The sequence below is a fragment of the Mycolicibacterium parafortuitum genome, assembly GCF_010725485.1.
Taxonomy (GTDB): domain Bacteria; phylum Actinomycetota; class Actinomycetes; order Mycobacteriales; family Mycobacteriaceae; genus Mycobacterium.
Genome location: NZ_AP022598.1, coordinates 2,410,938 through 2,422,837, shown reverse-complemented (window position 1 = coordinate 2,422,837; position 11,900 = coordinate 2,410,938). Strand labels below are relative to the sequence as shown.

Genomic DNA, 11,900 nt, shown 5'->3' with positions numbered 1-11,900 from the left:
GAAATGGGAGATTCCTCCCATAGCCGTCGGGGCGGCCGGTTCATACGCTGAGCGCCACCACGGATACGTCGCACGATGCGGTGCGGCCCTCACGCGACATCAGACGGATATTCACGGAGGCGGCTGACATGAAACGATTGCGTCCCATCCTTGCGCTGCTGGCGGCGACGGCGGTACTCGCCTCGGCGTGCGGCAGCCGCGCCGGCGACGAGAGTGCTCCCGCCGCCCAGGAAAGCTGCGTCGACACCTCGGGCGACACCGTCAAGGTCGGCTCCATCAACTCGCTCTCGGGCGGGCTGGCGGTCAGCGAATCGGTGATCCGCGATGCGATCACGCTGGCCGTCGAGCAGGTCAACGCCTCCGGCGGGGTCCTCGGCAAGCAGTTGCAGCTGATCGGCGAGGACGGCGCCTCGGAACCGACGATCTTCGCCGAGAAGGCGCAGAAGCTGGTCCATTCCGACTGTGTCGCCGCGGTTTTCGGTGGCTACACCTCGGCCAGCCGCAAGGCCATGCTGCCCGTGTTCGAGGACGCCAACGCGCTGCTGTACTACGGCCAGCAGTACGAGGGGCTGGAGAGCTCGCCGAACATCTTCTACACCGGCGCCACCACCAACCAGCAGATCATCCCGGCGCTCGACTACCTCAAGGAGCAAGGCGTCACGTCGCTGTATCTGGTCGGCAGCGACTACGTCTTCCCGCGCACCTCCAACGCGATCGTGAAGGCCTACGCACAGGCCAACGGCATCGAGATCCGCGGCGAGGACTACACCCCGCTGGGCAGCACCGACTTCTCCACGATCGTCAACAAGATCCGCACCGCCGACGCCGACGCGGTGTTCAACGTCGTGGTCGGCGATTCGCTCAACGCGTTCTTCCGGGAGTACCGCAGTGCCGGCCTGACCGCGGAGAAGATGCCGGTGATGTCGATGTGCGTCGGCGAGGAGGAGGTGCGCAGCATCGGGGCGCCGACGCTGATCGACCAGCTGTCGTCGTGGAACTACTACCAGACGCTCGACACGCCGGCGAACAACACGTTCGTCGCGGACTTCAAGGCCCGCTTCGGCGCCGACCGGGTGACCTCGGATCCGATGGAATCGGCCTACGCCGCGGTGATGTTGTGGAAAGCCATGGTGGAGAAAGCCGATTCGTTCGCGGTGCCCGACATCCAGGCCGCGGCCGACGGCGTCACCGTCGACGTTCCGGAAGGCACCATCACCGTCGACGGTGAGAACCACCACGTCACCAAGACCGCACGGATCGGCAAAGTCGCCGAGGACGGCCTGATTTATCAGGTATGGGCCTCCCCCGCGCCGATCGAGCCCGACCCGTACCTCAAGGGCTACCCCTGGGCCGCCGGGATCACGGGCTGACGCAATGCATCTGACACCCAAGGACGAGGACCGGCTGCTGCTGTTCCTGGCCGCCGAGCTGGCCCGCAAGCACCGCGCCGCCGGGCTGCGACTCAGCTACGCCGAGGCCAGGGCGCTGATCGCCGACGAGGTCGTCGAAGCGGCCAGGGCGGGCGCCACCGTCGCCGAGGCCGCCGCGCACGGCGCCACGGTGCTGACCGACGACGACGTGATGGCCGGGGTGCCGACACTGCTGGGGTCGGTGCAGGTGGAGGCGTTCTTCGCCGACGGACAGAAGCTGGTCACGGTGCACGACGCGGTCGGGCCCGGCACGAACCCGGCCACCGAACCACCCGCCGAGCCCGCCGTCGTGCCCGGCGAGATCCTGCCCGCCGACGGCGAACTGGAGCTCAACGCGGGCCGGGCCACGACGACGGTCACCGTCGACAACACCGGGGACCGGCCCATCCAGGTCGGGTCGCACTTCCATTTCTTCGAGGTGAACCGTGCGCTGCGGTTCGACCGGGCCGCGGCCTTCGGCATGCGTCTGGACATCCCGTCCGGCACCGCAGTGCGTTTCGAACCCGGTGAACAACAGGAGGTTTCGTTGACCAGCTACGGCGGCGAGCGCACCGTCGTCGGGCAGAACGACGTGACGAACGCGGCGACGGCCTCGGCGCCGGGAGATGAGCTGATGGCCCGCATGCGCGGCCTCGGTTTCCTCGACACATCCGGGCGGGCCTGAGATGGCGCACCGGATCTCGCGACGGCACTACGCCGAGCTGTACGGACCCACCACCGGCGACCGGGTCCGGCTCGCCGACACCGAGCTGCTGGCCAAGGTCGAGCACGACGCCACGGTCTACGGTGACGAATCGGTGTTCGGCGGCGGCAAGACCATGCGCGAAGGCATGGGGGTGCACGGCGACATCACCAACGGCGCGGGCGCTCTGGACTTCGTGATCACCAACGTGCTGATCGTCGACGCCGTACTGGGAATCCGCAAGGCCGACATCGGGATTCGCAACGGGCACATCGCGGGCATCGGCAAGTCGGGCAACCCACGCACCATGGCCGGCGTCGATCCGGAGCTGGTGATCGGCGCGGGCACCGACATCCGGTCCGGCGAGGGCATGATCGCGACCGCCGGCGCGATCGACGTGCACGTGCACTTCGACAGCGCCGGGCTTGTCGAGGAGGCCATCTCCAGCGGGATCACCACGATGATCGGCGGCGGACTCGGACCCGTCACCGTCGGCATCACCTCATCCGGCCCCACCAATCTGGCCCGGATGCTGCGCGCCGCCGAGGGTTTCCCGATGAACTTCGGGTTCATCGCCAACGGCAGCGCGTCGAGCACCGCACCACTGATCGAGCAGGGACTGGCCGGAGCGATCGGCTACAAGATCCACGAGGACTGGGGCGCCACCCCGGCGGCGATCCGGGCGTCGCTCGACGCCGGCGACGAACTCGGCCTGCAGGTGCAGATCCACACCGACACCCTCAACGAATCCGGCTTCTTCGAGGACACGATGGCCGCGATCGGCGGGCGGCCCATCCACACCTACCACGCGGAGGGCGCGGGCGGCGGGCACGCCCCCGACATCATGCGCGTCGTCGGCGAGCCCTATTGCCTTCCGTCCTCGACCAATCCGACCAACCCGTACACGCTGAACACCTTCGACGAACATCTCGACATGGTGATGGTGTGCCACCACCTCAACCCACGCATCCCCGAGGACGTCGCGTTCGCCGAGTCGAGGATCCGGCGCGAGACCATCGCGGCCGAGGATGTGCTGCACGACCTCGGCGCGATCTCGGCGATGGGCTCGGACTCTCAAGGCATGGGCCGCATCGGTGAGACCATCGCGCGGACATGGCAACTCGCCTCGCACATGCGCGCCACCCGCGGTCCCCTGCCCGGCGACGAGGGTACCGGCGCCGACAACGCCCGCATCCTGCGCTATGTCGCGAAGCTGACCATCAACCCGGCGCGGCTGTTCGGCATCGACCACGAGGTCGGGTCGCTGGAACCGGGCAAGCTGGCCGACATCGTGCTGTGGGAGCCGAAGTTCTTCGGTATCCGGCCCGAGGTCGTGTTCAAGGGCGGGTTCCCGGCCTGGTCGGTGATGGGCGAGGCCAACGCGTCGCTGATGACGTGCGAGCCATTGCGGTACCGGCCGCAGTGGGCGGCGTTCGGCCGCACCCCGGCCGACGTGTCGGTCAACTTCGTCGCCGGCGCCGCGATCGACGCCGGCCTGGGCCGGACGCTGGGGCTGGACACCCGGCTGGTGGCCTGCCGGGGCGCCAGGACCCTGACGAAAGCCGATCTGCTGCACAACGACTACCTGCCCGACATCACCATCGAGCCGGACACCTACCGGGTCACCGTCGACGGTCAGCCGTGCGTGAGCACGCCGATGACGCAGGTCCCGCTCGGCCGCAGGTACACGCTCAAATAGCGAGGAGGACACATGGCAGAACCCGTGCGCATCGGCATCGGCGGGCCCGTCGGCTCCGGTAAGACGCGACTGGTCGAGACGCTGGTGCCGCGCCTGTCCGCCGCCGGGTTCAGCGTCGGCGTCATCACCAACGATCTGGTGACCGACGAGGACGCCCAGCGGGTCCGCCGCAGCGGGGTCATCGACCCGGCGCGGGTGCTGGCGGTGGAGACCGGTGCGTGCCCACACACCGCGATCCGGGAGGATCCGTCGGCCAACCTGGCCGCCGCCGACCGGTTGAGCCGTCAGTTCCCCGATCTCGACGTCATCCTCATCGAGTCCGGCGGGGACAACCTGGCCGCGACGTTCACCTCGGATCTGGTGGACTTCTGGGTCTTCGTGATCGACACCGCCGCCGGCGATGACATCCCGCGCAAGAAGGGCATCGGCCTGCTGCAGGCAGACCTGTTGGTGGTCAACAAGATCGACCTCGCTCCGCTGGTCGGGGCTGACCTGGACAGGATGCGCGGCGACTGTGCGGTCGCGCGGCCGGCGAAGCCGACCGTGTTCACCGATCTGCGGTCCGGGCACGGGCTCGACGAGTTGACCGAGCGCATCGTCGACGGCGCGATGCTCGGTGCGGGCGTGCCGTGACCGCACCGGCGATCGCCCCCGGTGAGCTCGGCGTCGAGGTGGTCGCCGACGCCGCCGGGCGCACCAGGGCGACGTCGTTACGCCAGCGCTATCCGCAGCGCGTCACGATGCCGCTGCACTGCGATCCGCGCTACCCCGGCGCTGCGACGCTGTGCGTGCAGAGCCCCAGCGGCGGCGCGTTCTCCGATGACGAGCTGCACACCGTCGTGCGCTGCCACCCGGGCAGCCACCTGCGCCTGACAACGCAGGCCGCGACACAGGTGTTCGCCGGTGACGGTGTGGGCGCCCGGCACCGGGCCGATTTCGTCGTGCACGCCGGCGCGGTGCTGGAGTACTTCCCGGGAACCGTGATCCCGCACGCCGATTCGGCGTACACCCAGACGATCGACATCGACGTCGAGCCCGGCGGCGTCTACCTCGGCTGGGAGGCCGTCGCCGCGGGACGCGTCGCGCACGGCGAACGGTTCGGATACCGCAGCTACGACAGCGCGTTCGTGGCCCGGGTGGACGGTCGCGCCGTCGCGCGGGACCGGCAGGTGATCCGGCCCGGCTCCGACGATCTGTGCCTGCTCGACGGCGACTATCTGGCCACGTTCGTGGCGGTGGCGCCGGGCCGCGACGCCGAGGCGGTACTGGCGCGGGTGCGACACGTGCTCGACACCGCCGACGGATGCGACGGCGGCGCAGGCGAACTGCCGGCCACGGCAGGGGTGTTCGCGCGACTGGTCGCAGGCCGCGCCCCGGATCTGCACCGCGCCCGGCAGCGGCTGTTCGACGCGGCACGGGCCGAACTGCTGGAGGTGGGTGAACAGTGAACGCGCACAGCGTACTCGGCGAGATCTCCGAGCCCAGATTCACCGGACTCGCCCGACACCATGTCGACATCGGCTGGGGTGACGCCACCAAGCACCGGCAGGTCGTGACCGCCGACACCGGTCTGGTCGTTCACATCACCCTGCCGCGCGGCACGTTCCTGCGCGACGGCGCGGTGATCGCCGCCGACGACACCTCGGTGGTGGTCGTCCGCCGCCCCGCCGAGGAGGCGATCACGGTCCGTTTCGCCGACAACGACGGTGTCGCGGGGGCGCGCAGGATGCTGCTGCTCGGCTATCTGCTCGGCAACCAGCACGCCCCGATCGACGTCGAATCCGGCTCTGTGGCCGCGCCGTTGTTCACCAGCGCCCACGCGGCGAAGGAACTCCTCGACGAACTCGGCGTCCTCGGTGACGTGACACGGCAGCCGCTGGCGCGCAACGGCTGGTCCCGGACCTCCTCGGATTCTCATGTCGGCCACCATCACTGACCCCACCGCCGCCGACCCCGACGTCGCGCTCGCGCTCTGGATGCAGTTGCACGACAGCGCTTTCCCGTCGGGGCGCATGGTGCACAGTCAGGGCCTCGAACAGTGGCTCGCCGACCGCCCCGGCGCGGTGGCCGACGACATCGGCGCCGCGGTGCTCGCCTACGTCACCAACAGTTACGCCCCGTTGGACGCCACCGTGTGCGCGGCGGCGTGGCGGGCGTGCGCCGACCGCGGTGCGGTGACCGGCGCGCTGGCCGGCCTCGACGCGCTGCTGGCGTCCTACAAACTGTTCGGCAACGCCCGCGTCGCGTCGGAATCGGCGGGCCGCCAGCTGGCCACCGCGGCACGTCGGGCCGGCCTGGTCCGGGACTGCGAGTACCTGGACCGGGTCGTCGACGGGAATGCGCCGGGTCACTGCGCGGTGGTCGAAGGGGCGTTGCAGGCGCACCTCGGGGTGCCCGTGCACATCGCGGTGCTGGGCTCGATGCGCTCGGTGATGGCGTCGATGCTCAGCGCCGCGATCCGGCTCGGGCGGCTCGGTCCGCTGCACAGCCAGCGAATCCAGACCGGCACCGCACCGGCACTGGTGGCGCTCGCGAGGGCGGCGGTCGCGCGCCCGCTCGAGGACCTGTGCAGCGCCGCCCCGGCGCTGGAGATCGGCGGTATGCGGCACGAGACACGCACCGCCAGGCTGTTCACCACCTGACCACCGTCGCCCGCCGGGTGCCGCGCCGTCCCACGTAGGCTCGAAACCGTGACGGTGCAACGCCTGCAGCCCTACGCGGTGACGATCTTCGCCGAGATGTCGGCGCTGGCCACCCGCGTCGGCGCGGTCAACCTGGGGCAGGGGTTTCCCGACGAGGACGGTCCCCCGGCGATGCTGAAGGCCGCCGAGAACGCGATCGCCGACGGCGTCAACCAGTACCCGCCCGGGCTCGGGGTCGCATCGCTGCGCGAGGCCATCGCCGCCCAGCGCAGGCGCCGCTACGGCAGCGAGTACGACCCAGACACCGAGGTGCTGGTCACCGTCGGCGCCACCGAGGCGATCGCCGCATCGATCCTCGGGCTCGTCGAGCCCGGCTCCGAGGTGTTGTTGATCGAGCCGTTCTACGACTCGTACTCCCCCGTCATCGCGATGGCCGGATGCCACCGCCGGGCGGTGCCGCTGCACCAGGACGGCAGGCACTTCGCAATCGACATCGAAGCGCTACGCGCGGCGGTGACACCGCGAACCCGGGCGCTGATCGTCAACACCCCGCACAACCCGACCGGCATGATCGCCTCCGACGAGGAGTTGCGCGGGATCGCCGAGCTCGCGGTGGCCGCCGATCTGCTGGTCATCACCGACGAGGTGTACGAACATCTGGTCTTTGACGGCAGGCGCCACCGCCCGCTGGCCGACTATCCCGGTATGGCCGAACGCACGGTCACGATCAGCAGCGCGGGCAAGATGTTCAACGTCACCGGCTGGAAGATCGGGTGGGCCTGTGGGCCACGCGATCTCATTGCCGGTGTGCGCGCGGCCAAGCAGTACCTGAGCTATGTCGGCGGTGCGCCGTTCCAGCCCGCGGTCGCCCACGCGCTCAACACCGAGGACGCTTGGGTCGACGCGCTGTGCGAGTCGTTCCAGGCCCGCCGTGACCGGCTCGCGTCGGCGTTGACCGACATCGGTTTCGACGTCTTCGACAGCTTCGGCACCTACTTCCTCACCGTCGACCCGCGCCCGCTGGGTTACCACGACAGCACGACGTTCTGTGCCGAGCTCCCCGAGAAGGTCGGGGTGGCCGCCATCCCGATGTCGGCGTTCTGCGATCCGGCCGCAGCGCACGCCGGCGAGTGGAACCATCTGGTGCGCTTCGCGTTCTGCAAGCGCGAGGAGACTCTCGACGAGGCGATCCGCCGGCTGCGCCGGTTACAGCCCGCCGGCTAACTCCCACAGCCGCTCGTCCGGCCGGGTCCGGTCGATCGGGCTGAGCACGATGTCGGTGGCGCCCGCGTCGCGGTAGCGCTGCAGTGCGCGGCGCACCGCGTCCGGGTCGCCGATGGCCGTCAGGTCGGTCAGGTCGGTGATGCCCTCGCGCGCGATCACCTTCTGATACGACGGGATGGTCGCGTAGAACGCGAGCTGCTCGGCGGCCGCGGCGCGCGCCGCCTCGACGTCGTCGGTGACCTGCGCGGGCACGAACGCGATGATCCGCGGCGCGGGCCGGCCGGCGTCGGCGGCCGCTTCGGTGATCGTCGGCACGATGAACTCGTCGAGGGTTCGGGGCCCCGCGAGGTACGGGAGTGTGCCGTCGGCGAGTTCACCGGTCACCCGCAGCGCCTTGGGGCCCATCGCTGCGACGTACACGGGTACCGGCGTGCCACCGGCCAGTCGTACCGGCCAGGTCGGCGCGGCGGTGAAGCGCTCGCCGTGGAAATCGACCGCGCCGGTGTCGAACACCGACCGCAGGACGGCCAGGTACTCGCGCAACCGGTCGATCGTGCCCGGCCAGGCCTGGCCGTAGGACACCCGTTCAGGTTCGTGGGCGCCCAAACCCATTCCGAGGCTGAAGTTTCCGTGCGTGGCGGCTTGGACGGTCTGCGCCTGCGAGGCCACGGTCAGCGGGTGGCGCGGATTGAAGGGCACCGCCGCCGTACCGACACCGAGGCCGGGCACCGCGGCGCCGATCAACCCGGACAGCGTGATCGCGTCGTAGTCGAACTGCTGGGCCACCCATACGTGTGGCACTCCCAGGTCACGGGCGCGGCGCGCCTGGGAGACGTAATCGTCGACGGCGTTGTCCGCATCGGCATTGGCGAACAGCATGATTCCAGCGGTCATATGCGCAGCAACTTGGCCGTCGCGGCGGGGTATTCCCGCTCCGGCACATCAACTCGGCGTGCGCGAAACCCTCACACCCACGCCGCAAGGACGCGCTCGCGCAGATTCTGCAGCGCGACGTCGAGGACCATCTGCCTGGCCCGGCGCACCAGGAAGGTCGGATACGGTGCCGCCAGGTCGAGGATCAGGTCGAACCGCACCTTGGTCCGCTGTTCGCCGACGGGTGTCAGGTTGTACTCGCCGTGCTGTCCGCGCTGTCGCGAGGTCTGCTCGGCATCCCACACCACCCAGTCCTCGCCCCAGTGGTACTCCAGCATCTCCTTGTCGGCGATGCCCATGATCTTCACCGTCGTCCTGACGTGGTGGGGCCTGCCGTCGGGATGGCGGTCGATCACCTCTGCGCCCTTGTGCAGCGACGACCACGCGGCCACCGACTCCACGTCCGCCAAGGCGTCCATGATCGCCTCCGGCGGGGCTTCGATCACGATCTCACTGGACGCCCGAACCGCCATACCGGCAAATCGTAGTCAGCCCCGCGGTCCCGCGCAGCGTATTCGGCAGCAAACTTTGCCCCGGCGCACCGGTCAGCCCTGGAGGACTTTGTGGACCTGCTTCTTGAGGCCTTCGGTCGCCGTCTCGACGCCGCCCTTCATGGTGCGCTTGAGGATGAACCCGGGCAGCGGCACCGACAGGTCGATCGCGATGTCGAACCGCACCCGCGTCTTGTCGCCCTCGGGGGTCAGCGTGTAGCCGGCGTCCTGTGCCTTCAGCTGCGACGCCGACACCAGCGTCCAGGTGACTTCGTTGTCGCCCCAGGTGTATTCGATGACCTGCTCGTCGGTCAGGCCGGCGGCCTTGACCGTCATCTTCACCTGCTTGGGCCTGCCGTTGTCGAAGCGCTCGAGCACCTCGGCCTTCTGATACTGCGGCGACCAGGTCGGGGTCGCTTCGACGTCGGCGATGACGTCGAGGATCTGCTCGGGTGTTGCGTCGATCACGACCTCGCGGGAATCCTTGGTTGCCATGGCAGGAGACCCTAGACCACGGCGATCGCCGTTCGGATCGAGATCAGCGGACTGAGGTCGTAGGGTTGCTCAGATGAGTGACGCCGCGGACGGCTTCATCGATCCGGAGGTCCCGCCGAGCGGGACGGGCTGCGCCGAGTGCGAAGCCGCGCATGGCTGGTGGGTGCACCTGAGACGGTGCGCGGCCTGTGGCCACATCGGTTGCTGTGACGACTCACTGGAGAAGCACGCGTCGGCGCACTGGCGCGCCAGCGGGCACCCGATCATCCGGTCCTTCGAGCCGGGCGAGGACTGGTTCTGGAACTACGCCACCGGCCAGTACTACGAGGGTCCCGAACTCGCCCCACCGCAGAGTCGCCCCAACGGCGAGACGGTGCCGGGGCCCAGGGGGCGGGTGCCCAAGGACTGGATGGCGCAACTGCGCCGTCGTGGTGAATGAACCCGCGCTCACCCGGGTAATCGTGCGCCGTGACCAAAGACAAGCCAGAGACGACCACGACCGACACCGCCCCGGCGAGCACCGACGACGACGTGGTCACCGACCCGTCGAAGGGTGACGACGACGGCAACGACTGGTCCGACGAGGGCGGCGCGACCCCGAGCGGCCCTGCGACGAAGTGACCTCGCGTCAGCCCCGGTCGGCCAGCACCTGCTGCGCCGCGTTGTAGCCGGGGATGAACGTGATGCCCGGCCCGCCGTGGCAGCCTGCGCTGGCCAGATACAGGCCGTCGATCGGGATCGGTTGGTCGACATAGCCTTTCGGCCCGGGACGGTTGCGGCCCATCTGCTCGGGGTGGATCAGGCCGTGACAGTAGTCCCCGCCGGGTGCGTTGAACATCGTGCCCATGTGCTTCGGCGTGAACGTGGTGTGCCGCAGGATCAGCTTCTCGAAATCCGGTGCCAGCCGGGTGATCTTGTCGATCACCCGCTGCCCCATCTCGGTCTTCATCTCCCCGTATCCCGCCTGCTCCTCTGACAGCGGGAACCACAGCGAGAACGCCGAGACCGCATGCTTGCCCGGCGGGGCCAGGCTCGGGTCGTTAGCCGACGGGATCTGCAGGGCGATGGCCGGATCGGCGGGCACCACTCCCCTGGCCGATTCCTCCCACTGCCGTTGCAGTTCCTCGGGCGTGGTGAAGATTCCGATCGCGGACTGATATTCGGGGTCGTTGAGCACCTCGTATGGCGCGGCGAACGTCGGCGGACCGTCGAGTGCGAAATGCATCTGCAGATAGCTGCCGCGATGGTCGATGCGGGAGAACCGTTCCCGCAGTTCCGCCGGGATCGCGCCGCCGTCGACGAGGGAATTGACCGTCAGGTCGGGGGCCAGATTCGACACGACGACCGGGGCGGTCAGCATCGACCCGTCCTCCAGCCGCACCCCGGTCACCCTGCCGTCCTCGACCAGGATCTCGGTGACCTTGCTGCGCAACCGGAGTTCGCCGCCCGCGCCGCTGAACAGTCCCAGCAGGCGCTCGGTGACCGCGCCCATACCGCCGCGGAATTTCTTGATCAGCGTCGCGTTCTCGTCGGGCACCGCGAGCCCGAACGCCAGTGCGGCGGCGCTGCCGGGGGTCTGCGGTCCGCGGTAGGTCGTGTTGACCGCCAGGAACGCCAGCATCCCGCGCAGCGCTCCGTGCTTCTCACGGTCGGGCAGGTAGCGATCGAGCACGTCGGACACCGAACCGAACAGGATGTCGCTGATCGCCTGGCGCTCGAATTCGTTGGTGGCGCAGGCGAACATCTCGTCGAGCGTCTTCGGTGGCTGGTCCGCGTCGAAGCGGCCCAGCGCGCGGGTCGGCGCCTGACACCACGCCATCAGACCCGCCATACCGTTGACCGCCTCGGCGCCGTGCACCTCGTTGAGGTGCGTCAGCAGCTTCATCGGGTCGGTGTAGTAGATCAGCGGGTCGTCGCCGACACCGCGCAGCTGCACCGACATCACGTCGAGATCGACGGTCGGCAGATCCCCGAGCCCCAGCGCGTCGCTGACCACGGCCGACGTCGGCACCTGCACGGAACCGGCGATCTCGAACCGGAAGCCGTCGAACAGCTCGACCGTCGAGGCCATCCCGCCGGCGTAGAGCTTGAAATCCAGGCACAGAGTGCGCAGCCCCGCCTGCTGCAGCAGCGCCGCCGCCGTCAGCCCGTTGTGGCCCGCCCCGACGACGATCGCATCGAAGTCCGTCATCGGCTGAGGCTGACACGACAGCGATGTTTTGTCAATAATGACAAAACATCACAGCCGAAATTGCATTCCAGCAGGAGATGTTCGAGTGGAGGGCTGCGTACCTGCAGTCTCGG

At 69.2% G+C, this 11,900-nt stretch carries 14 protein-coding genes; 10 read left to right on the top strand and 4 right to left on the bottom strand.

Features of this window, described 5'->3' with window-relative positions; all coding sequences use genetic code 11:
- Positions 1-128 precede the first annotated feature (128 nt).
- Genes urtA through NTM_RS11515 form a run of 8 tightly spaced genes read left to right on the top strand, consistent with a single transcriptional unit; the run spans position 129 to position 7,677 of the window.
- Complete coding sequence (urtA, locus tag NTM_RS11550) at positions 129-1,370, top strand: urea ABC transporter substrate-binding protein (protein ID WP_163766355.1); 1,242 nt, start codon at positions 129-131, stop codon at positions 1,368-1,370.
- A 4-nt stretch (positions 1,371-1,374) separates the two neighbouring features.
- On the top strand, positions 1,375-2,094 hold the full coding sequence (locus NTM_RS11545) for an urease subunit beta (protein WP_163766354.1): 720 nt from the start codon (positions 1,375-1,377) through the stop codon (positions 2,092-2,094).
- A gap of 1 nt (position 2,095) precedes the next feature.
- Positions 2,096-3,811, top strand: a complete 1,716-nt coding sequence (ureC, locus tag NTM_RS11540) for an urease subunit alpha (RefSeq protein WP_163766353.1) — start codon at positions 2,096-2,098, stop codon at positions 3,809-3,811.
- Between the two features lie 12 nt (positions 3,812-3,823).
- Complete coding sequence (gene ureG / locus NTM_RS11535) at positions 3,824-4,444, top strand: urease accessory protein UreG (RefSeq protein WP_104862328.1); 621 nt, start codon at positions 3,824-3,826, stop codon at positions 4,442-4,444.
- Positions 4,441-5,259: an urease accessory protein UreD gene (locus tag NTM_RS11530; RefSeq protein WP_163766352.1), complete on the top strand. Its 819-nt coding sequence runs from the start codon at positions 4,441-4,443 to the stop codon at positions 5,257-5,259. Before ureG ends, NTM_RS11530 begins: the two co-directional genes overlap by 4 nt.
- Entirely contained in the window at positions 5,256-5,747 is a 492-nt protein-coding gene (locus tag NTM_RS11525) for an urease accessory protein UreE (protein WP_104862330.1), read from the top strand. The genes NTM_RS11530 and NTM_RS11525 overlap by 4 nt, the downstream gene beginning before the upstream one ends.
- Positions 5,728-6,453, top strand: a complete 726-nt coding sequence (locus NTM_RS11520) for an urease accessory protein UreF (protein WP_163766351.1) — start codon at positions 5,728-5,730, stop codon at positions 6,451-6,453. The genes NTM_RS11525 and NTM_RS11520 overlap by 20 nt, the downstream gene beginning before the upstream one ends.
- Before the next feature lie 48 nt (positions 6,454-6,501).
- Positions 6,502-7,677, top strand: coding sequence for a pyridoxal phosphate-dependent aminotransferase (locus NTM_RS11515; RefSeq protein WP_163766350.1), 1,176 nt, complete (start codon positions 6,502-6,504; stop codon positions 7,675-7,677).
- Here NTM_RS11515 and NTM_RS11510 read toward each other — a convergent pair.
- The 3 genes from NTM_RS11510 to NTM_RS11500 all read right to left on the bottom strand — a co-directional run bounded on the left by NTM_RS11510 (position 7,660) and on the right by NTM_RS11500 (position 9,596).
- A complete protein-coding gene (locus tag NTM_RS11510; protein WP_163766349.1) occupies positions 7,660-8,571 on the bottom strand; it encodes an LLM class F420-dependent oxidoreductase in 912 nt (303 codons plus the stop codon). The genes NTM_RS11515 and NTM_RS11510 overlap by 18 nt on opposite strands.
- Before the next feature lie 71 nt (positions 8,572-8,642).
- Positions 8,643-9,083 carry an SRPBCC family protein gene (locus NTM_RS11505; RefSeq protein WP_104862334.1) on the bottom strand — a complete coding sequence of 147 codons (441 nt, stop codon included), beginning with the start codon at positions 9,081-9,083 and terminating at the stop codon, positions 8,643-8,645.
- 72 nt (positions 9,084-9,155) lie between these two features.
- Positions 9,156-9,596 carry an SRPBCC family protein gene (locus tag NTM_RS11500; protein ID WP_163766348.1) on the bottom strand — a complete coding sequence of 147 codons (441 nt, stop codon included), beginning with the start codon at positions 9,594-9,596 and terminating at the stop codon, positions 9,156-9,158.
- Positions 9,597-9,669: 73 nt separating this feature from the next.
- Here NTM_RS11500 and NTM_RS11495 point away from each other — a divergent pair, with 73 nt between their 5' ends.
- On the top strand, positions 9,670-10,035 hold the full coding sequence (locus NTM_RS11495) for a UBP-type zinc finger domain-containing protein (RefSeq protein ID WP_163766347.1): 366 nt from the start codon (positions 9,670-9,672) through the stop codon (positions 10,033-10,035).
- A 29-nt stretch (positions 10,036-10,064) separates the two neighbouring features.
- Positions 10,065-10,217, top strand: coding sequence for a hypothetical protein (locus tag NTM_RS28540; protein ID WP_170311975.1), 153 nt, complete (start codon positions 10,065-10,067; stop codon positions 10,215-10,217).
- 7 nt (positions 10,218-10,224) lie between these two features.
- On the opposite strand, the gene NTM_RS11490 is transcribed toward NTM_RS28540, so the two are convergent.
- The gene (locus NTM_RS11490; RefSeq protein ID WP_163766346.1) at positions 10,225-11,787 is read right to left on the bottom strand and encodes a phytoene desaturase family protein; all 1,563 of its coding nucleotides are present in this window, start codon (positions 11,785-11,787) and stop codon (positions 10,225-10,227) included.
- Between the last annotated feature and the right edge of the window lie 113 nt (positions 11,788-11,900).

What these genes read in the sequence shown, in the direction of transcription:
- urtA (WP_163766355.1), top strand. Translation starts at nt 129, where the DNA reads ATGAAACGATTGCGTCCCATCCTTGCGCTGCTGGCGGCGACGGCGGTA.
- NTM_RS11545 (WP_163766354.1), top strand. Translation starts at nt 1,375, where the DNA reads ATGCATCTGACACCCAAGGACGAGGACCGGCTGCTGCTGTTCCTGGCC.
- ureC (WP_163766353.1), top strand. Translation starts at nt 2,096, where the DNA reads ATGGCGCACCGGATCTCGCGACGGCACTACGCCGAGCTGTACGGACCC.
- ureG (WP_104862328.1), top strand. Translation starts at nt 3,824, where the DNA reads ATGGCAGAACCCGTGCGCATCGGCATCGGCGGGCCCGTCGGCTCCGGT.
- NTM_RS11520 (WP_163766351.1), top strand. Translation starts at nt 5,728, where the DNA reads ATGTCGGCCACCATCACTGACCCCACCGCCGCCGACCCCGACGTCGCG.
- NTM_RS11510 (WP_163766349.1), bottom strand. Translation starts at nt 8,571, where the DNA reads ATGACCGCTGGAATCATGCTGTTCGCCAATGCCGATGCGGACAACGCC.
- NTM_RS11505 (WP_104862334.1), bottom strand. Translation starts at nt 9,083, where the DNA reads ATGGCGGTTCGGGCGTCCAGTGAGATCGTGATCGAAGCCCCGCCGGAG.
- NTM_RS11500 (WP_163766348.1), bottom strand. Translation starts at nt 9,596, where the DNA reads ATGGCAACCAAGGATTCCCGCGAGGTCGTGATCGACGCAACACCCGAG.
- NTM_RS11495 (WP_163766347.1), top strand. Translation starts at nt 9,670, where the DNA reads ATGAGTGACGCCGCGGACGGCTTCATCGATCCGGAGGTCCCGCCGAGC.
- NTM_RS11490 (WP_163766346.1), bottom strand. Translation starts at nt 11,787, where the DNA reads ATGACGGACTTCGATGCGATCGTCGTCGGGGCGGGCCACAACGGGCTG.